The sequence below is a fragment of the Actinobacillus porcinus genome (genome assembly GCF_901764995.1).
Classification (GTDB): Bacteria; Pseudomonadota; Gammaproteobacteria; order Enterobacterales; family Pasteurellaceae; genus Exercitatus; species Exercitatus porcinus.
Window position 1 is genome coordinate 2,967 of record NZ_CABFKI010000013.1, and the last position, 19,751, is coordinate 22,717.

General features: G+C 40.9%; 16 protein-coding genes, 2 tRNA genes, 2 rRNA genes and 1 riboswitch. Of the genes, 9 read left to right on the plus strand and 11 right to left on the minus strand.

Translation table 11 applies throughout. The features are described 5' to 3' along the window. Positions 1-115: 115 nt before the first annotated feature. From rrf (E7T07_RS09070) to E7T07_RS09085, 4 genes are all read left to right on the plus strand, one after another. Positions 116-231, plus strand: a 5S ribosomal RNA gene (rrf, locus tag E7T07_RS09070). 49 nt (positions 232-280) lie between these two features. Then, positions 281-396 (plus strand): 5S ribosomal RNA (gene rrf, locus E7T07_RS09075). A 12-nt stretch (positions 397-408) separates the two neighbouring features. Then, positions 409-485: transfer RNA gene (locus E7T07_RS09080), tRNA-Asp, on the plus strand. A 12-nt stretch (positions 486-497) separates the two neighbouring features. Next, positions 498-573: transfer RNA gene (locus E7T07_RS09085), tRNA-Trp, on the plus strand. A gap of 89 nt (positions 574-662) precedes the next feature. On the opposite strand, the gene E7T07_RS09090 is transcribed toward E7T07_RS09085, so the two are convergent. The 6 genes from E7T07_RS09090 to E7T07_RS09115 all read right to left on the minus strand — a co-directional run bounded on the left by E7T07_RS09090 (position 663) and on the right by E7T07_RS09115 (position 7,806). Beyond that, entirely contained in the window at positions 663-1,532 is an 870-nt protein-coding gene (locus E7T07_RS09090) for a DMT family transporter (RefSeq protein ID WP_135710833.1), read from the minus strand. Between the two features lie 86 nt (positions 1,533-1,618). Continuing rightward, positions 1,619-2,803, minus strand: a complete 1,185-nt coding sequence (uxuA, locus tag E7T07_RS09095) for a mannonate dehydratase (RefSeq protein WP_135710834.1) — start codon at positions 2,801-2,803, stop codon at positions 1,619-1,621. Between the two features lie 29 nt (positions 2,804-2,832). Beyond that, positions 2,833-3,588 carry an FCD domain-containing protein gene (locus E7T07_RS09100; protein ID WP_135710835.1) on the minus strand — a complete coding sequence of 252 codons (756 nt, stop codon included), beginning with the start codon at positions 3,586-3,588 and terminating at the stop codon, positions 2,833-2,835. Between the two features lie 14 nt (positions 3,589-3,602). Further along, positions 3,603-5,984, minus strand: a complete 2,382-nt coding sequence (locus E7T07_RS09105) for a glycoside hydrolase family 31 protein (RefSeq protein WP_135710836.1) — start codon at positions 5,982-5,984, stop codon at positions 3,603-3,605. Positions 5,985-6,001: 17 nt separating this feature from the next. Further along, positions 6,002-7,303: a TRAP transporter large permease gene (locus E7T07_RS09110; RefSeq protein WP_135710837.1), complete on the minus strand. Its 1,302-nt coding sequence runs from the start codon at positions 7,301-7,303 to the stop codon at positions 6,002-6,004. Positions 7,304-7,314: 11 nt separating this feature from the next. Continuing rightward, complete coding sequence (locus E7T07_RS09115; RefSeq protein ID WP_135710838.1) at positions 7,315-7,806, minus strand: TRAP transporter small permease; 492 nt, start codon at positions 7,804-7,806, stop codon at positions 7,315-7,317. Between the two features lie 249 nt (positions 7,807-8,055). Here E7T07_RS09115 and E7T07_RS09120 point away from each other — a divergent pair, with 249 nt between their 5' ends. The 5 genes from E7T07_RS09120 (at position 8,056) to E7T07_RS09140 (ending at position 12,976) form a co-directional block, all read left to right on the plus strand. Continuing rightward, positions 8,056-9,042 (plus strand): TRAP transporter substrate-binding protein, encoded by a 987-nt coding sequence (locus tag E7T07_RS09120; protein ID WP_135710839.1) that lies wholly within the window; start codon positions 8,056-8,058, stop codon positions 9,040-9,042. A gap of 64 nt (positions 9,043-9,106) precedes the next feature. Continuing rightward, entirely contained in the window at positions 9,107-9,952 is an 846-nt protein-coding gene (locus tag E7T07_RS09125) for an SDR family oxidoreductase (RefSeq protein ID WP_135710840.1), read from the plus strand. 10 nt (positions 9,953-9,962) lie between these two features. After that, positions 9,963-11,366, plus strand: coding sequence for a glucuronate isomerase (gene uxaC, locus E7T07_RS09130; protein ID WP_135710841.1), 1,404 nt, complete (start codon positions 9,963-9,965; stop codon positions 11,364-11,366). 9 nt (positions 11,367-11,375) lie between these two features. Further along, positions 11,376-12,320: a sugar kinase gene (locus tag E7T07_RS09135; RefSeq protein WP_135710842.1), complete on the plus strand. Its 945-nt coding sequence runs from the start codon at positions 11,376-11,378 to the stop codon at positions 12,318-12,320. Between the two features lie 17 nt (positions 12,321-12,337). Next, positions 12,338-12,976 (plus strand): bifunctional 4-hydroxy-2-oxoglutarate aldolase/2-dehydro-3-deoxy-phosphogluconate aldolase, encoded by a 639-nt coding sequence (locus tag E7T07_RS09140; protein ID WP_135710843.1) that lies wholly within the window; start codon positions 12,338-12,340, stop codon positions 12,974-12,976. 262 nt (positions 12,977-13,238) lie between these two features. Here E7T07_RS09140 and E7T07_RS09145 read toward each other — a convergent pair whose 3' ends face one another. The 5 genes from E7T07_RS09145 to clpB all read right to left on the minus strand — a co-directional run bounded on the left by E7T07_RS09145 (position 13,239) and on the right by clpB (position 19,733). Further along, on the minus strand, positions 13,239-15,248 hold the full coding sequence (locus E7T07_RS09145; protein WP_135710844.1) for an OPT family oligopeptide transporter: 2,010 nt from the start codon (positions 15,246-15,248) through the stop codon (positions 13,239-13,241). Between the two features lie 84 nt (positions 15,249-15,332). Beyond that, positions 15,333-15,959, minus strand: coding sequence for a 7-carboxy-7-deazaguanine synthase QueE (locus E7T07_RS09150; protein WP_135710845.1), 627 nt, complete (start codon positions 15,957-15,959; stop codon positions 15,333-15,335). Further along, the gene (gene queD, locus E7T07_RS09155) at positions 15,956-16,375 is read right to left on the minus strand and encodes a 6-carboxytetrahydropterin synthase QueD (protein ID WP_135710846.1); all 420 of its coding nucleotides are present in this window, start codon (positions 16,373-16,375) and stop codon (positions 15,956-15,958) included. Before queD ends, E7T07_RS09150 begins: the two co-directional genes overlap by 4 nt. Further along, the gene (gene queC, locus E7T07_RS09160) at positions 16,368-17,051 is read right to left on the minus strand and encodes a 7-cyano-7-deazaguanine synthase QueC (protein WP_135710847.1); all 684 of its coding nucleotides are present in this window, start codon (positions 17,049-17,051) and stop codon (positions 16,368-16,370) included. Before queC ends, queD begins: the two co-directional genes overlap by 8 nt. Before the next feature lies 1 nt (position 17,052). Then, positions 17,053-17,098: riboswitch (PreQ1 riboswitch) on the minus strand. Between the two features lie 64 nt (positions 17,099-17,162). Next, positions 17,163-19,733, minus strand: coding sequence for an ATP-dependent chaperone ClpB (clpB, locus tag E7T07_RS09165; RefSeq protein WP_135710848.1), 2,571 nt, complete (start codon positions 19,731-19,733; stop codon positions 17,163-17,165). Positions 19,734-19,751: the final 18 nt, after the last annotated feature.

Consider the following 19,751-nt stretch of genomic DNA (forward strand, 5'->3'; position numbering starts at 1 on the left):
AAAGAACTAGACGAAAAAATAAAGAAGAGATAAATCAGTCACAGCTTGTTTTTGATTTTAAAGAATGACGAGAATAGATAAATTAAGGTTAAGATAAAGTCATCAAAAGAATAATCTTGGCGGCGATAGTGCGGTGGTCCCACCTGACCCCATGCCGAACTCAGAAGTGAAACGCCGTAACGCCGATGGTAGTGTGGGACTTTCCCATGTGAGAGTAGGTCACCGCCAGGTCTTTTATTTCTTAAACTTATTCAAAGAGTAAGTTTAAGAAATAAATTTTTTTGGCAGCAATAGTGCAGTAGCTCCACCTGATCCCATGCCGAACTCAGAAGTGAAATGCTGTAACGCCGATGGTAGTGTGGGGATTCCCCATGTGAGAGTAGGTCACTGCCAATTACCACATTTTGCGGAGTGGTAGTTCAGCTGGTTAGAATACCTGCCTGTCACGCAGGGGGTCGCGGGTTCGAGTCCCGTCCATTCCGCCAATTCATACCAATAGGGGCGTAGTTCAATTGGTAGAGCACCGGTCTCCAAAACCGGGTGTTGGGAGTTCGAGCCTCTCCGCCCCTGCCATAAAAAGCCCTAAACTTCAAAGAGTTACAATCATCTTATAAATCCATTTTCTAACCAAACGACAAACATACCCTAAATATCACATCTCACTATTTTGAACTTCTCAACCGCGGTAACCGATAAATCAACAATGCCATTAAAATACAAAAACAGCCCATTCCTTTTATCCAGCTCATAGTTTCGTTAAAAATAAGAATACTGAGAAGACACGTCCACACAGGCTCCAACACCATAATCAACGCCGCCGTGCTCACTTGACAATGTTTCTGCCCCAAGGTTTGTAACAACATTCGCCCATTTGTTGCAATCAATAAACTGGCTAAAAACCACCACCATATAGACGGACTAAAGCTTGGCGGATAACTTTCAAAAAAGTAAGAATAAAACGAACAACAAATTCCAACAACGCCAACTTGCAAGGTTGTTAATGACAGCACCGGAATATTTTGTGCAAAATGATTATTCAAAACAAAATAAATGGCAGCAGTAATAGACGAAAATAAAAAGATTAAGCTACCCAACGAAAAATAAAGTTGCCCACGCCCAAATGCCAGTAAGGTTAACCCAAGAAGTGCGATAGGCAATGAAATCCAAAAAATTTTTTGCGGCTTATCTTTAAAAAACAGCCAAGACACCAACGGCGCAATCAACATCGATAAACTGACTAAAAACGCCCCCTCCCCTAAATGTTGGCTATGAATTAACCCTAATGTCCATAAACTAATATAAACAGCATAACAAATCCCAACCAAACAGGCCTGTATGATTTGCGTGTTTGAAAGTTGCTTTAATTGAGAATAGGCAAATGGCAGAAAAATGCAGAAACCAAGTGCAAATCTTGCTCCCATAAACCCAATAGGAGGAAACTCAGCCATAGCAAATTTGGAAAAAAACCAACCTGAAGCTGCCATAATTGACACTAAAAAGAGAATCCCTTCCCCAAAATATTTTTGTCTCATTCTTCTCTCCTGATCTGCTAAAAAATTGACCGCACTTTTGTGCGGTCAAGATGATAAGCGTTTTCTTAACATTTATCTTATCAACATTATTTCTCAAAAAAGACTTTTTTAAGACCCATTTCTAAACCGCGAAATTCCGCCAATCCTTTCAAACGACCAATAGCAGAATACCCTGGATTTGTTTTTTTCTTCAAGTCATCAAGCATTTGATGCCCATGATCCGGACGCATTGGAATTAAACGTGTATCACCATTCGCTTTACGGCGATATTCTTCGGTTAATAAGGCTTTCACTACATTAAACATATCCACATCACCTTCTAAATGCGCGGCTTCATGGAATGTTAATGGATTATCTTCGCGACAAGTTGAACGTAAATGGGCGAAGTAAATACGATCACCAAATTTTTCCGTCATTTTCACCAAATCATTGTCCGCTCGAACACCATAAGAACCCGTACACATCGTAAAACCATTCGCAGGTAAATTGCAAGCATCCACATACCATTGCATATCTTCAATAGTTGAAACAATCCGCGGCAAGCCTAAAATTGGACGCGGTGGATCATCAGGATGAACCGCCATCTTAATCCCGACTTCTTGCGCTACAGGAATAATTTCATTTAAAAAATAAGCCAAGTGTGTACGGAATTTTTCAGGGGTAATATCTTTATAACGATCAAGTTGCCCTTGGAATTCTTCTAACGTATACCCCTCTTCAGCACCAGGTAAACCCGCAATAATATTATTGGTTAATTGCTTAATATCGGCTTCAGACATATTTTCATAATACGCTTTAGCTTGCGCTTGTTCATCAGCAGTATAAATAGCTTCTGCACCAGGGCGTTTCAAAATATACAACTCAAATGCCGCAAATGCAATTTGGTCGAAACGTAATGCTTTTGAACCATCAGGCAATTCGTACGCCAAATCGGTACGCGTCCAATCTAAAACCGGCATAAAATTATAACAAACCGTATCAATACCACATTGCGCAAGGTTCCGTAAGGTTTGTTTATAGTTCTCGATCCAAGTTTTATAGTTCCCCGTTTGAGTCTTAATTTCTTCATGAACAGGCACACTCTCAACCACAGACCAAGTCAAACCCGCTGCTTCAATAATCGCTTTACGTTTATTAATTTCTTCAATACTCCAAATTTGCCCATTCGGAATATGATGAAGCGCATTAACAATACCTGTCGCCCCCGCCTGACGAATATCCGCTAACGAGACAGGATCATTCGGTCCATACCAACGCCATGTTTGTTCCATAGTAATATCTCCTTATTAAATATATTGTGTTATAACCCAACAGCAACCGGATTAACGTTAAATAAAAAGCCATCAAAATTAGGATCTTCAATATCTGATAATTCAAATAACTTTTGTTTTACATTTTCCAAATGTTGCCACATTGCTTTTTTAGCTAATGCTGGATCTTTTCGTTGAATACTCATTAAAATTTGTTCGTGATCTTTCAACCAATTATGCCGATATTCTTGATTACCAATATGCGAATGTAGACCTTTCCACATGGGGTTATTACGATATTTCCATAAATCACGTTGCATTTGAACCAATACCTCATTTTGAGTGATTTCGGCAATTGCTTGATGAAATTCTTCATCTTCGTGATAATCTTTATCACCTTGTTCAAGAGCAGCTTTTTCACGGTTTAATATTTCTTTTAAATATAAAATATCATTACGTGTTGCTTGAATTGCTGCGAATTCTGCAATGCTGCTTTCAAAAAGCTGACGAGCTTGTAATAATTCAAAGGGGCCTACATCTTCATAAACCAATTTATCATTTACTTGAGTATTGTTGCCAGGTAAATTAATAACATAAACACCCGATCCCTTACGGACTTCAACAAGATTTTCCAACTCAAGCATAATAATAGCTTCACGTACGACAGTACGGCTTACATTCATTTTTTCAGCAAGATCTCGTTCAGGTGGCAGTCGATCACCAATCGAGTAAGTTCCTTTACTGAGTTCTTCTTTTAAAATTGAACCAATTTTTTTATATGAACGTAAATCGCCTGAATTGACCATATTGGACTCTCTTTTTATATATCCGTTAAGTTGAATAAATCTCCGCACTTAAATATTTTACCATTCACCACAAATTTTCTTGTTTCATTGGCAGGTAAGGTAAATTTAATTGCTTTGTAAGCAGGTATCCAGTTACCCTGTTTTTGAATATCCATATAAACTGAATCTTGAGTACTACGTAATGTAATATCTAATTGTAAATACTCTCCCTGTTGATATTGGTAGGTTAATCCATCATCATCGAAAATGGATACTTTTACTTCACCATCTTGTATTAGTGGATAAATAGCAAATTCTCTTGTTGTATCTGCTTCAGGTTTTGTATACGCCATGCGTTCAGACATAGGAATGACTGATCCAGCCTTAACAAATAGTGGAATACGTTCTAACGGTGCGCCGACATTAATTGTTTGACCTCCAGCATAGAACGTTTGAGCATAAAAATCATACCATCCTAAGTTATTTTGTGGCAGATAAACTTGACGTTCTCGCTGACCTTTTTCAACAACGGAAGCAACAAGCAAATCTTGACCAAATAAATAATCATCTGTTTCGACATAAGTATTTAGGTCATTCTCATGATCTAAAAATGTAGGGCGTAACATTGGCTCAAGATCTTTATGTGATTGCCAAAAAATATTGTAAATATAAGGCATCAATTTATAACGAAGTTTGATCGTATCACGAATGATATTCGTCACTTCAGGATACATCCAAGGTTCGTTAACGGTTTTATCGTCATTCCAAGAATGGATAGTAAAACGTGGATGAAAAATACCATTTTGAACCCAACGTACAAATAATTCAGGTTCAGGTTTATCGCCTGAGAAACCACCTACATCATGCCCTACATTGTACAAACCTGATAAACTCATACCCAAGCCCATACGAATGTTATAGCGTAAAGTATTCCAGTTAGTACGATTATCACCAGACCAAGTTTGTACATAACGATTCATTCCCGCACAACCTGAACGAGAAATGAGATACGGACGTTCATTAGGCGCAAATTCTTTTTGTGCTTCGTAAGATGAACGCATCATTAAGAGTGGATGTAATGCTCGAATTAAATTTATTGGAATAGCTTTCCCAAAGCCTACGCATTTGGCTTGTTCATCCCAAATTTCATATTCATTGTTATCATTCCATGTAGAACAAATACCACGTTCCAATAATTGCTCTTTAACATTATCTTTCCACCATTTTACCGTTGCTGGGTTGGTAAAATCTAAATGAGAGCCTTCATCATCCCAAAATACCGAACGCTCTGGTAAACCAGTTTCACTATCTTTGATAAATAAACCTAAGTCCTGAACTTCTTTATAGCGTGGATGATCTTGCAACATACATGGTTTAATATTTGCAGCAAGATTCATACCAGCCTTGTGAAAATACTCCGTCATTTTCAAGGGTTCAGGAATTTTGTCGTAATTCCAATTGAATACATAACGTTTATTTTTAATTGAAGTATAACCCGAAGATAATTGGAATGAATCACATGGAATATCATGTTGCTGACATAAATCCACAAATTTTTTGAGCTGTTCTTGAGCATCATCCGCATCCGTATAACTCATTGTAGAGCCACTGTATCCTAATCCCCAACGTGGACCAAAGATTGTACCACCTGTAAGTGCGGTGTATTTTTTGGTAACTTCTAATGTACTTGGTCCTAGAATAACATAGTAGTCCATATCACCATCTTCTGCGCGGTAGCTCTTATAAGCAATATGATAATTATCTAGTTCATTGCCCAAATCAAACCAACATTGAGCTAAATTATCGTAATAAATGCCATAACTCACATCATTTTTTCGAGTAATATAGAATGGAATATGCTTATAAAGTGGATCTGTCTTTTCAGCATTATATCCCATTGCATCCAAATTACGCATTTCAAAACGGCGACCTTTTCGATTTAGATCTCCTGCTTTTTCCCCTAAACCATAACAGTTTTCATCAAGAGTGCGAGTAATAAAATGAGCAATTTTATTGTTACTTATTCCGAACTGATAAGCCCCGGTTTTACGTTCTTGAATTAGTGGTAACCATTGACCATTTTTATTATATTCCCATTCAAGCGCGAGAGGTTGATGAACGCGTACTTTCAGTTGTTCTGTTGCTATTTCAATACTTTCGTTATCTAATTTAAGTTGATAAGCAGGTAATGAAAATCCTTCTGTTGAAATACGCGGACGACCTTCAAAAGGAACATCATCTTGATTGGGTGTAATTGCCCAAGTGCGGTCTAATTTAAAGGTATTTTTTTGAGTAAAGGCAACTCGAATAATATCTTGTTCTAAGACATAAATATGCATCACATAATCACGTTCGCACTGAATATCTACGCGATTGCCTTCTTGTTTTAAAAATCTTGCTTGTTTTAAGGTTTTCATTTAATCCAGTCCTCTAATTAGTAACCAAGTAGTGTTTTTGGTAACCACAAACTTAACTCTGGCACAAATGTCACAATAAATAATGTCACAATCAATACGGCATAGAATGGTAATAATGGTTTGATTACCTTATCAATTTTGACTCCTGCTACTGAGCAACCGACAAATAATGTTGAACCAACAGGTGGCGTGCAAATACCAATTGATAGGTTAAATGCCATTAAAATACCGAAATGCACAGGATCCATCCCCAATTCAGTCACGATAGGTAATAAAATGGGGGTGAATATTAACAATGCAGGTGTCATATCCATAAATGTACCTACAATTAATAAAATGACATTAATAATCAGTAGGATAACAATTGGGTTATCAGACACACCAAGCAACGCATCGCTGATAGTATAAGGAATATCAGCATTTGCCATTGCCCAAGACATCCCCATTGATGCACCAATTAGTAACAAAACGATAGAAGTTGTTATCATTGCATCTAAAATGACAGAAGGTAATTCTTTAAGGCTGATTTCACGATAAATACATACGGAAAGGATGAGTGTATATACCACGGCAATAGCAGAAGCTTCTGTTGCTGTAAAAATACCGCCAATAATACCGCCTATAATCACGACTACTAAACCCAAGCTAGGTAATGCGTCAAGCGTTTTCGTTGTGACTTCTTTAAGCGTTGGTTTTGGTGAAACAGGGTATTTGTTTTTCTTCGCAATAAAATAAGCGATCAGCATAATTCCTAAGCCCATTAAAATTCCAGGGATATAACCAGCAAGGAATAATGCACCAATTGATGTACCACCTGAAATTAATGAATAAACGATAAATGTGTTACTTGGTGGAATTAATAAGCCTGTAGGGGATGATGTAATATTAACTGCGGCAGAAAATGCGGGATCATAACCTTCTTTCTTTTGAAGTGGTGCCATTGTGCCACCTACAGCGGCTGCAGCTGCCACGGCAGAACCTGAAATTGAGCCAAACATCATATTTGCTAGTACGTTAACGTGTGCAAGTGAACCCGGTAAGCGACCGCCTAATACTTTTGCAAATTCAATTAATCGTAATGCAATACCGCCACGATTCATGATATTGCCAGCTAAAATAAAGAATGGAATTGCCAGTAATGAAAAACTGTCTAAACCCGATGCCATTTTTTGTGAGATGACAGCAATTGCAGCATCAAATGGAATTGCTAACATAATAGTTAACAAAGAAGATACTCCAATCGCAAAAGAAATTGGTACACCAATTGCAAGTAAAAGAAAAAAGCTACCTGCTAATGTAATAATTGTTGTCCATTCCATAGAGAAGCTCCTTAATTTTGAGTTGAAAGTTGACGAATGTCAGTGATGACGTCTCTGGCTAAGAAAATCAGCATAAAGAAACCGCTCACAGGAAGAGCTAAATAGACCAATCCCATTTGAATACCTAATACAGGCGATATTTGACCTGCGGCAATAGTGTCCAAAACCAATCTTGTTCCACCATAGCACATTATTACTACAATAAAGAAAATGCTAATAATATTAATAACTAGCTGAAGTAATGCTTGTTTTTTAGGAGCGGTTTCCAACTTCATTAGAAGTAGATCAATTGCTAGGTGTTTCTTTTTACCTAAACCATAGGCTGCACCAACAAGTCCGACCCAGATAAATAGAAAACGTGCAGTTTCATCTGTAAATGCGCTTGGTGCGTTAAGAACGTAGCGAGAAAAAACTTGCCATACTACAGAAATGACGAGACCGACACAAAGAACAACACAGAAAGCTGCTAGTACTCGCTCTAATAATGTTATGAGTTTATTCATTATTATCTCCTTTAATGAACTTACTTTATTAATCGTCAATATCAGAATATTCTTAATTGGTAAACCAAATATACGCTTTTTTATACAAAAAACTATCAATTTCAAAAGTTTTTGTTTATTTTGTGATCTTTATCACAAATTTAAACAAAAGAAATAGAACCACTTTTTATTTTGGTCTAATATCTTGACGACTGATGAAATTGTTCATCAATTATTCAATTAAATTTCACTACTATGGAGAACGTATTTATGCTTACCAAGAAAAAAGCAATTACACTAGCAATTAGTGGCATCTTAGCTGCATCAATGTCTTTTTCTGTTGCAGCAAAAACAACGTTAAAACTCAGTCATAACAATGACAAAACTCACCCTGTTCATATTTCAATGCAAAATATGGCAGATGAAGTGAAAAAAGAAACGAATGGTGAAGTTGTTATTCGTATTTATCCAAATAGCCAATTAGGAAACCAACGAGAATCAATGGAGTTAATTCAGTCTGGTTCTTTAGATATGGCAAAATCAAATGCAAGCGAGCTAGAAGCATTTCAACCGCTTTACGGAGCTTTCAATGTGCCGTACTTATTTAAAGATAGTGAACATTACTACAAAGTACTACGAGATCCTGAAATTGGTGGCAAGATTTTAGCGTCAACAGAAGGTAAAGGATTCATTGGGTTAACTTATTACGATGCTGGCTCTCGTAGTTTTTACGCTCAAAAACCAATTAAAACACCGGCAGACTTAAAAGGCTTGAAAGTTCGTGTTCAACCAAGTCCAAGTGCATTAGAAATGATGAAATTAATGGGAGCTTCAGCAACACCGTTAGCATTTGGTGAACTTTACACCGCACTTCAGCAAGGTGTTGTAGATGCAGCGGAGAACAATCCAACCGCATTGACATTAATGCGTCATGGTGAAGTCGCTAAATTCTATAGCGAAGATGAACATACCATTATTCCTGATGTATTACTTATCAGCGAAAAATCTTGGGCGAAACTAACACCTGAACAACAAAAAATTGTAAAAGCGGCTGCAGATCATTCAATGATGACACATAAAGATCTTTGGGCTAAAGCAACGGAAGAAGAAGTGAAAAAGGCTAAAGAAACGATGGGCGTTGAATTCGTAAAAGTTGACAAACAACCATTCGTTGATGCCGTAAAACCAATGCATGATAAAGCATTAGCAGATCCAGTCATTGGCGATCTTGTGAAAAAAATCGATGCTGCACGATAATTAATCTATGTAAAGGACATAATGTGCAATGTCCTTTACTTCTCATATTGTTGGAGAAATAAAAATGACATTAACAAAAAAACACAATTTCAAAGACAAAGTCGTTGTGATAACCGGAGCGGGCGGTGTACTTTGCGCCTACTTTGCAAAAGAAATTGCTAAAACAGGCGCGAAAGTGGCGCTACTGGATATTAACCTTGAAGCCGCACAAAAATTTGCCGATGAAATTACGACTGAAGGTTATATTGCAAAAGCATATAAAACTAATGTGCTGGAACTAGAAAGTATCAAAGAAACACGAGAAGCCATTGCTGCAGATTTTGGCACTTGCGATATTTTAATTAACGGTGCAGGGGGTAATAACCCGAAAGCAACCACAGACAATGAATTTCATGAATTTGATTTACCCCCCGCAACCAAGTCCTTCTTTGATTTAGAAAAATCAGGGATTGAATTTGTGTTCAACTTAAATTACCTAGGAACTTTATTGCCAACACAAGTTTTTGCCAAAGATATGGTGGGCAAAAAAGGGGCGAACATCATTAATATTTCAAGTATGAACGCGTACACCCCATTAACCAAAATCCCTGCTTATTCAGGTGCAAAAGCAGCAATAAGCAACTTTACTCAATGGCTTGCCGTACATTTTTCTCATGTTGGTATTCGTTGTAATGCTATCGCACCGGGTTTCTTGGTCAGTAACCAAAACCGTGCGTTATTATTTGATGCTGAAGGCAACCCTACGCCGCGTGCGCACAAAATCTTAACCAATACCCCAATGGGACGCTTTGGCGAAGCCAGCGAATTATTGGGGGGTATTCTATTCCTAATGGATGAAGAATATGCAAGTTTTATTAATGGCGTCGTGCTTCCGATTGATGGTGGGTTCTCTGCTTATAGTGGTGTGTAAGGAGCAATAAATGAAACAATTCATGTGCGAAGATTTTTTGCTATCAAATGATATTGCACGCACACTCTATCATGATTATGCCAAAGATCAGCCTATTTTTGATTACCACTGCCATCTTCCGCCGAAAGATATTGCGGAGAATCATCAATTTAGTGATTTAGCTGAAATTTGGTTGGCGGGCGATCATTACAAATGGCGTGCAATGCGTTCTGCCGGGATAGATGAACGATTAATTACTGGTAATGCAACAAACTATGAAAAATATCAGGCTTGGGCTAAAACTGTTCCGCTTTGTATTGGTAACCCAATTTATCATTGGACGCACCTAGAATTACGCCGTCCATTTGGTATTACCAATCAGCTATTCAATGCGCAAAGTGCGGATAAAATTTGGTATGAATGTAACGAAATGTTGCAACAACCAGAATTTTCAGCTCGCGGTATTATGCAGCAAATGAATGTGAAATTTTCAGGTACAACGGATGATCCTATTGATAGCTTGGAATATCACAAAATTATTGCGGCTGATGAGAGTTTTGATATTGAAGTAGCGCCAAGTTGGCGTCCGGATAAAGTCGTCAAAATTGAATTAGACCAATTTAATGATTATATCCAACAACTTGAGCAGGTTGCTGATACGGAAATTAATAGTTTTGACTCGTTGAAAAAAGCCCTTTTCAAACGTTTAGAACATTTTGATGCCCACGGTTGCAAATCCGCTGATCATGGTATGGAAATTGTACGTTTTGCCAAAATTCCTGATGAGAAAGAATTGGATCAAATTTTACAATTACGCCGCAATAATCAACCATTAACTGAGTTACAAATTGCACAATATTCCACCGCACTTTTCGTATGGTTTGCGCAAGAATATGTTAAACGTAACTGGGTAATGCAAATGCATATTGGCGCATTGCGTAACAATAATACACGAATGTTTAAATTGTTAGGCGCTGATTCAGGATTTGATTCGATTGCTGACCGCACTTTTGCAGAACCGCTCTCTCGTTTGTTAGATGCTATGGATCAAAACGATGAACTTCCCAAAACGATTTTATATTGTCTAAACCCACGTGATAACGAAATGATCGCCACAATGATCGGCAATTTCCAGACAGGTGGTGTCGCAGGCAAAATTCAATTTGGTTCAGGTTGGTGGTTCAATGATCAAAAAGACGGTATGGAACGCCAATTACAGCAACTCTCTCAACTTGGTTTACTAAGCCAATTTGTAGGGATGCTGACGGATTCTCGTAGCTTCTTGTCTTATACACGCCATGAATATTTCCGCCGAATTTTGTGTGAGATGGTTGGGAAATGGGTGGTAAATGGTGAAGCACCAAATGATCTAAACCTACTCGGCAATATGATTAAAAATATCTGCTATAACAATGCAAAAGGCTATTTTAAGTAAGGTGGGATGATGAAAAAACTCGCCCTAATCGGTGAATGTATGATCGAGCTCAATGGTGAGCCATTTGGGAATATGCGTCAAACCTATGGTGGCGATACGCTCAATACGGCAACCTATGTGGCTCGGGTGAGTTCGCCTGATGATATTGAAGTCAGTTATGTCTCTGCGTTAGGGATGGATAAGCTGAGTGAAGGGATGATTGCGCATTGGCAAGCGGATGGGATTAATACAGATTGGGTTTTGCGTGATGCGGAGCGTTCAGCAGGGTTGTATCTCATTCAACTTGATAAACAAGGTGAGCGGACATTTCTTTATTGGCGTAATCAATCGGCGGCGCGTTATTTGTTGCAACATGCTGATTACCCTAAGGTTCTGTCGGCATTGAAAAATGTCGATATGATTTATTTAAGTGGTATTAGTCTGGCAATCTTGCCTGAAACTGACCGCACTTTGTTGCTTGAGCAATTACGTGAGTGGAAAAAATCAGGGGGAGAAATTGCCTTTGACAGTAATTTCCGTCCAAAACTTTGGGAGAGCATTGAAACGGCTCAGCAATGTTATCAAGCCTTGTTGCCGTTGGTGGATGTTGCTTTAGTCACCTTTGATGATGAAAGCCTGCTTTGGGGCGATGTGGATGAGCAAGCAACGATAGCGCGTTTATCGGCATTCCATATTCCGAAGATGATTGTGAAACAAGGTAGCCTTGGGGCCACGATTTGTGAAAAGGGAACACAACATTTTGTCCCAACGGTCCCTGTAACCCATGTAGTCGATACCACTTCCGCAGGGGATTCCTTTAACGCCGGTTTTTTAGCGGGCTACTTGCAAAACAAACCGCTGGAGATTTGCTGTCAACAAGGCAATCAATTGGCGGGTATTGTGATTCAACACAAAGGCGCGATTATCGAAAAATCCGCCACCGCGCATTTACGTGCGTTATTTAATAAAAGATGAAAACGAAAGGATAAATTATGGCTTATAGCACAGAACAAATTATCGAAAAACTTCGTCAACTGAAAGTCGTCCCCGTTATTGCGGTAGATGATGCTCAAGATATTTTACCCCTTGTGAAAACCTTATCCGACAACGGTTTGCCTGTGGCGGAAATTACTTTTCGCTCGGCGGCAGGGGAAGAAGCTATCTGTTTAGCCCGCCAACATTTTCCTGATGTGTTGATTGCGGCAGGGACTGTATTAACCCCGGCGCAAGTGGTCGCAGCTAAAAATGCGGGCGCGGATTGTATTGTCACCCCGGGATTTAACCCAAATATTGTGAAACTATGCCAAGAACTTGAGCTGCCTATTACCCCGGGGGTAAACAACCCCATGGCGATAGAGGCTGCATTGGAACTCGGGATTCATGCCGTGAAATTTTTCCCTGCGGAAGCCAGTGGCGGCGTGAAAATGATTAAAGCTTTACTGGGTCCTTACAGCAACTTACAAATTATGCCAACAGGCGGCATTTCCCCTGCGAATATCAAAGACTATTTAGCCATTCCCAATGTCGTAGCTTGCGGTGGCTCTTGGTTTGTGGATAAAGCTTTGATTAAGGCGAAGAACTGGGAGGAAATTGGACGCTTGGTGAGAGAAGTTGTGGCGTTGGTGGGGTAAGTTGCAGGGGTTATGATTGATGACAAACGCTCATCTCTGAAAATAACCTAGCACGAGCCGTGCTAGGTTCGTTAAACCCAGCCCCGCTGGGGCTGAAAGGAAGAGCAGCAGAGCGGCTCAGATTATGTAACCCTATACGGCTCGTATAGGGGGTGTCATTGCTCTAATGATGGGCTAAAGCCCATCCTACAACTCATTCTCAGCCCCAAAGGGGCTGATTTATGCGTAACCCAGTATGGCTTTGCCATGCTGGGATATTAAATCACCCCTTTGCCTTCAACACGCGTTTGGTGTAAATCAGCATACCTACCACAAACACAATTAAGCCTAGGATTTCGGCTTTGTCGCCCCAGTTGTCGAGTTCGAGAGCGAGTGGGGCGTCTGAGCCGCCTGATGTGACAGAGCCGGCGATAATAAAGGCGAGTAATACGCCGATTAGGCTTTCGCCCACAATTAAACCTGCGGCGAAAAGTGTGCCGTAGCGGTCGGCTTTTTTCTTCATGGCTTCAGCGTCTTTGCCTGATTGACGGGCGTAATTTTCGATATGGCGGTTGATGAACCAAGCTAATAATGCGCCGACAAATAATGGTGCGTTGACGACCGGTGGAAGATAAATCCCCATACCTACAGCTAAAACCGGTAAGGCGTATTTGCCGTTGCTGGATTTTTTCAAAATAAGATCAATGACAATCAATATCGCGCCTAGGGCAATTCCGGTGAAAATGTAAGACCATTCTAAATTGCTTGAGAAAATACCGTTAGAAATGGTCATCATTAAGGTCGCTTGTGGCGCAGAGAGTGCTTGTGACGCATCCATGCCTTCACGTGGCATAGCACCTGTAAAGCCGTAGGCGTTAAATAATAGTTCAAGCACCGGCGAAATGACAAAGGCACCCACGATACAACCAATAATTAACGCCACTTGTTGACGCCAAGGGGTGGCTTCCACTAATTGACCGGTTTTTAAATCTTGTAAGTTGTCATTGGAAATGGCAGCGGTGGTAATCACAATCGAACAGGTAAAAATAGTTAACGCGGTTAAGAATTTTTGTCCTTCGGCGGTTTCCATTAAACCAAAACTGTGACCAATACCCATTAAGACCAATGATGTGACCACGACTGAAATAATGCCGATGCCTGAAATTGGGCTAGAAGATGATCCCACCAGACCTGCCATATAACCGCAAGCGGCGGCGACTAAGAAACCGATAACGACAGCAAGTAAGGTACAAACAGCAATTAATAGCATAGCCGCTTCCGGTGCGAGCGTGATAGGTTGAAGGAATTCGTATAAGGCTAAGACGATGAGCACGATACTGCCTAATAGAATTAAACCTAAGGCTTTTGGCGATAAATCTTGAGAAGTGCGGTGAGATTTTTCGGTGTTTTTCTCGTTAAGTTGACGCAAGGATTGTGACATTCCTTCGAACATCGGCTTTAATAAGGTGATGAGTGTCCAAATTGCGGCGATACCGATAGTTCCTACGCCAATAAAACGCACTTTGGTTTTCCAAATACTCATGGCGTAACCAATCATATCTGCGTCAGCAGGCATTGGGGAGGCGGCGGTAAAGTAAGGTACGGCAACGCCCCAAGCTAAGGTAATGCCAATTAAAATGGCGATACCGCCCACTAAACCAATTAAGTAGCCGGCACCCAATAAGGCAAAGGAAAAGCCCATCGGCACTTGGAAAATGGCGTTGCCGCCTTTGAACCAAAGGCTTGCACCGTCAGCGATAACGCGTAAACCGTTGGTTAAAAAGCTGACAATAGCCGCTAGCACACCGCCTGCCGCAATTTCTTTAATGCCGCTCTCGCCGTTTTGACTGTCGTCATGTCCGGCTTTGAGAATTTCAGCGGCAGCGACCCCTTCAGGGTAAGGTAAATCGCTTTTGACGACCATCACGTGACGTAATGGCACGGTGAAAATGACCCCTAAAATACCGCCCGCCATACAAACGAGCAACGTTTGCCAGAATGGGAAACCTTGCCAATAGCCCATCATTAACATGGCAGGTAACACGAAAATCACAGAAGATTGCGTACCGGCGGATGATGCTTGGGTTTGCACCATATTATTTTCAAGAATATTGGAGCCACTGAAGAATTTCAGTACTGCCATCGAAATCACAGCGGCAGGAATGGATGAAGCGAAGGTTAACCCCACTTTCAGCCCTAAGTAAACGTTTGATGCGGTAAAAACTACCGTAATCAACGCACCGAGAAACATTCCGCGGAATGTCAGCTCTTTCATTGTGAGTGGATTGTTCATAATGACATGTCCTTGTTATAAACGAGAGATATTAGTTAGCCCGAATACAAGCTGAACTAACCCTTGGCAAGCCTGTTGAATAGTCTATTCAATACCAATCAACTTATGGGTTTGAATGCTAAGTAACCACTTAGGCTTATGGATACGACTATTAAGTTGTCCAAGCAAAGCGATGGTTTCGTGTAAATTCATTTTGCCGTCAATTTCGCAAGGACTGAGGAAATAATAATCCGCTTGGATTTTTTGTTCAATAAATTCACAAAATTCTTTGGCTTGGGCATCCATCACGATACGCACTTCGTTGGCTTTTGAGATACAACGGCGTTGGTATTTGTTGGCGTACATGGCTTTGGGGCTGGTGGCGATATAATCAATTTGTGGCGGAACGTCTTTCAGTCCATTGGTTTCAATGGCAAGAAAATAGCCGTCTTGTTTGAGAATTTCCAACAACAATACGATTTTGGGATGAAGGGTGGGTTCACCGCCGGTGATGATCACATTCTTGGCGGAAAATGACCGCACTTTTGCCAGAATTTGGCTTAGGGTCCAAGACTGAAATTCGTTGTAAGGGGTGTCGCACCAAGGGCAAGCCAAATTGCATTTGCCGAAACGCACAAAAATGCTTGGCATGCCTGTGTTGGCGCCTTCCCCTTGTAGGCTTTCAAAAATTTCTACAATGGGGAAGCTCGGTTCTTGAATTAACGAACTCATTCGCGGTACTCACAAAATGATGTTGGCGTTTCCCACAAACGAATCGCCGAAATCGGTAATTGATCTTTTAAGCGGTTAAACATAAAACGCGCCATTTCTTCCGCTGTAGTACGTACGGGAATACCAAAGGTTTTTGAGTTGAGTTCATTCAACAATGCCGCGATTTTACATTCGCGTTCGCTGGTGGTGTCGTAGATAAACGCGTGATCCATGGGATCTAGAATGGCGGCTTTGACGATGCGTTTGACATCCGTAAAATCCACTACCATCCCTTTTTTTGCGCCATCTGCCACTAAATCACCACTCACTTCTACTTGAAGTTTGTAAGTATGTCCGTGCAAGTTTTGGCATTTCCCATCGTGACCATCCAAAATATGCGCCATATCAAAGCTAAATTCTTTTGAAACCTTAAACATTTTTCACCGCACTTTTTTGTTCTAAATATTCTGCCAACCCTTTTTCGCGCAAAATACAACTTGGACATTCGCCACAGCCGCCTTCTACGCCCATATAGCAAGTATGCGTATGTTCACGAACATAATCTAACGCGCCTAATTTATCTGCTAATTGCCAGGTTTGCGCTTTGGTTAAATACATCAATGGCGTGCGAATATTGAAGTTATAATCCATGGCAAGATTTAAGGTGACGTTCATGGATTTAATAAACACATCACGGCAATCAGGATAACCGCTGAAATCCGTTTCGCACACGCCGGTCATAATATCCGTCATCCCTTGGCTTTTGGCATAGATGGCAGCATAAAGTAAAAACAAGGCATTGCGTCCGTCCACTAAGGTATTAGGCACGCCATTGTCCCCTGTTTTGATTTCCGTTTCGTTCATCATCGCATTAGGCGCAAACACCTGCATAGCAGACATATCCAAAATATGGTGTTTTACCCCTAAATCTTGGCAAATCCATTTGGCTTTTTCTAATTCAATATGATGACGTTGACCGTATTGAAAGGTCATCGCGTGAACATTTTCAACGCCATATTCTTGAATGGCGAGCAATAAACAGGTTGTGGAATCTTGTCCACCTGAATGAATAACAACCACTTTTCGGTTGTTGTTGGGATTTAGTATTTTCATAATCTTCCTAGTTTTTTTGCGTGGGATGGATTGCGAACCACGAATAAAAATAACCGCACTTATGGGATCATAAGTGCGGTCAGGATTTTAACAGAATTTTACGCGATAAATCTATTGTTTCGCGACAATTTGATCATTTTCAAAATCAACGGTCACCGGTTTTCCGGGTAATAATTTGCCCGACAAAATCTCCCGTGAAAGCGGATTTTCGATTTCTTGCTGGATAGCCCGTTTCAATGGACGCGCACCATAAATCGGGTCGTAACCCACTTCGCTGATGAAGTCCAAAGCGGCTTCCGTAAAGCTTACTTGATAACCATGTTCAGCAAGACGTTTGGTTAAACGTTCTAACTGAATTTGCGCAATGGCTTTAATGTTTTCTTTTGCAAGCGGATGGAACACCACGGTTTCATCAATACGGTTGATAAACTCAGGGCGGAAATGTTGGCTGACCACCGACATCACCACTTCTTTCATTCCGGCATAATCCAATTCTTGATTGCCTTGAATTAAATCAGACCCTAAGTTCGAGGTCATAATCACCACCGTATTACGGAAATCCACGGTTCTGCCTTGTCCATCCGTCAAGCGACCATCGTCTAATACTTGAAGCAGGATATTAAACACATCATGATGCGCTTTTTCCACTTCATCCAACAAAATCACGCTATATGGACGGCGGCGCACTGCTTCCGTTAAGTAACCACCTTCTTCATAGCCCACATAACCCGGAGGCGCGCCCACTAAACGAGAGACGCTGTGTTTTTCCATAAATTCAGACATATCAATGCGCACCATGGCGCTTTCATCGTCAAACATAAAGTTCGCCAAGGTTTTGCAAAGCTCGGTTTTGCCCACGCCGGTCGGGCCTAAGAACAAGAACGAGCCAATCGGGCGATTAGGATCAGACAACCCAGCTCGACTACGGCGAATGGCGTTCGCTACCGCTTCTACTGCTTCCGTTTGCCCTACAACGCGTTTATGCAACTCTTGTTCCATACGCAACAATTTCTCTTTTTCCCCTTCCATCATACGAGAGACAGGAATACCGGTAGCACGAGAAAGCACTTCCGCAATTTCTTCATCTGTCACACGATAACGCAAGAGTTTCATCTCTTTGCCTTCCGCGTGATCCGCTTCTGCCAATTGTTTTTCAAGGGCTGGAATGGTGCCATATTGCAATTCGGACATTTTGCTTAAATCGCCCGCACGGCGCGCTTGTTCCATTTGTGTCCGCGCTTTTTCCAATTCTTCTTTAATATGTTGCGAACCTGAAAGGGCGGCTTTTTCGCTTTTCCACACTTCTTCAAGCTCCGCATATTCCCGTTCTTTTTCCGCTAGCTCTGCTTCAAGAATGTCTAAACGTTTATGGCTCGCTTCGTCTTCTTCTTTTTTCAACGCTTGTTGTTCCAGTTTCAACTGAATAATACGGCGTTCCAAACGATCTAACGGCAATGGTTTGCTGTCGATTTCCATACGAATACTTGACGCGGCTTCATCAATTAAATCAATGGCTTTGTCCGGTAACTGACGGTCGCTGATATAACGATGAGAAAGGGTTGCCGCCGCCACAATAGCCGGGTCGGTAATTTCCACATGGTGATGCAACTCATAACGTTCTTGCAAACCGCGCAAAATCGCAATGGTGTCTTCCACGCTTGGTTCGCCCACAAACACTTTTTGGAAACGGCGTTCCAACGCGGCGTCTTTCTCAATATATTGACGATATTCGTCTAAGGTTGTTGCGCCTACGCAATGCAATTCACCGCGCGCAAGGCTTGGTTTGAGAAGATTACCGGCATCCATCGCGCCATCGGTTTTGCCTGCGCCTACCATGGTATGAATTTCATCGATAAATAAAATCACTTTGCCTTCTTCTTGCGCCAATTCTTTCAACACCGCTTTTAAACGCTCTTCAAATTCACCGCGGTATTTCGCCCCTGCGATTAACGCGCCCATATCAAGGGATAAAACGCGTTTGCCTTTTAACCCTTCAGGCACTTCGCCGTTCACAATACGTTGGGCTAAGCCTTCCACAATAGCCGTTTTACCTACCCCGGGTTCACCAATTAACACCGGGTTATTTTTGGTACGGCGTTGTAACACTTGAATGGCACGGCGAATTTCTTCATCACGCCCAATCACAGGATCTAATTTGCCGCTTTCCGCACGCGCCGTTAAATCAATGGTATATTTTTCTAACGCCTGACGGCTTTCTTCTGCATTTTGATCGTCCACGGTTTGTCCTCCACGCACCTGTTGAATCGCTTGTTCTAAACGCGCTTTATTCGCACCGCACTTCGTTAAAATTTGTGCTAACGCGCCTTTTTCTTCCAAAGCAGCTAATAAAAATAATTCGCTCGAAATAAATTTGTCATGTTGACGTTGCGCGATTTTGTCGCACAAATTTAAAAGGTTAAGCAACTGGCGCGAAATCTGCACATCGCCACCATTGCCCGACACTTGCGGTAACTTGCTTAATTCCGTATTTAATTCATTACGCAATAACGCCACATTCATACCGCTTGCCGTTAAAATCGGCGCAACAGAACCGTCTTGTTGGTTTAAAAGTGCGGTCAAAACGTGAGCCGGTTCAATAAATTGGTTATCTTTTCCTAATGCCAAAGACTGCGCTTCTGCTAAGGCTTGTTGAAATTTGGTGGTAAATTTTTCAATATTCATATTCTGTTTCTCCTTAAA

What these genes read in the sequence shown, in the direction of transcription:
- E7T07_RS09090 (WP_135710833.1), bottom strand. Translation starts at nt 1,532, where the DNA reads ATGAGACAAAAATATTTTGGGGAAGGGATTCTCTTTTTAGTGTCAATT.
- uxuA (WP_135710834.1), bottom strand. Translation starts at nt 2,803, where the DNA reads ATGGAACAAACATGGCGTTGGTATGGACCGAATGATCCTGTCTCGTTA.
- E7T07_RS09100 (WP_135710835.1), bottom strand. Translation starts at nt 3,588, where the DNA reads ATGGTCAATTCAGGCGATTTACGTTCATATAAAAAAATTGGTTCAATT.
- E7T07_RS09105 (WP_135710836.1), bottom strand. Translation starts at nt 5,984, where the DNA reads ATGAAAACCTTAAAACAAGCAAGATTTTTAAAACAAGAAGGCAATCGC.
- E7T07_RS09110 (WP_135710837.1), bottom strand. Translation starts at nt 7,303, where the DNA reads ATGGAATGGACAACAATTATTACATTAGCAGGTAGCTTTTTTCTTTTA.
- E7T07_RS09115 (WP_135710838.1), bottom strand. Translation starts at nt 7,806, where the DNA reads ATGAATAAACTCATAACATTATTAGAGCGAGTACTAGCAGCTTTCTGT.
- E7T07_RS09120 (WP_135710839.1), top strand. Translation starts at nt 8,056, where the DNA reads ATGCTTACCAAGAAAAAAGCAATTACACTAGCAATTAGTGGCATCTTA.
- E7T07_RS09125 (WP_135710840.1), top strand. Translation starts at nt 9,107, where the DNA reads ATGACATTAACAAAAAAACACAATTTCAAAGACAAAGTCGTTGTGATA.
- uxaC (WP_135710841.1), top strand. Translation starts at nt 9,963, where the DNA reads ATGAAACAATTCATGTGCGAAGATTTTTTGCTATCAAATGATATTGCA.
- E7T07_RS09135 (WP_135710842.1), top strand. Translation starts at nt 11,376, where the DNA reads ATGAAAAAACTCGCCCTAATCGGTGAATGTATGATCGAGCTCAATGGT.
- E7T07_RS09140 (WP_135710843.1), top strand. Translation starts at nt 12,338, where the DNA reads ATGGCTTATAGCACAGAACAAATTATCGAAAAACTTCGTCAACTGAAA.
- E7T07_RS09145 (WP_135710844.1), bottom strand. Translation starts at nt 15,248, where the DNA reads ATGAACAATCCACTCACAATGAAAGAGCTGACATTCCGCGGAATGTTT.
- E7T07_RS09150 (WP_135710845.1), bottom strand. Translation starts at nt 15,959, where the DNA reads ATGAGTTCGTTAATTCAAGAACCGAGCTTCCCCATTGTAGAAATTTTT.
- queD (WP_135710846.1), bottom strand. Translation starts at nt 16,375, where the DNA reads ATGTTTAAGGTTTCAAAAGAATTTAGCTTTGATATGGCGCATATTTTG.
- queC (WP_135710847.1), bottom strand. Translation starts at nt 17,051, where the DNA reads ATGAAAATACTAAATCCCAACAACAACCGAAAAGTGGTTGTTATTCAT.
- clpB (WP_135710848.1), bottom strand. Translation starts at nt 19,733, where the DNA reads ATGAATATTGAAAAATTTACCACCAAATTTCAACAAGCCTTAGCAGAA.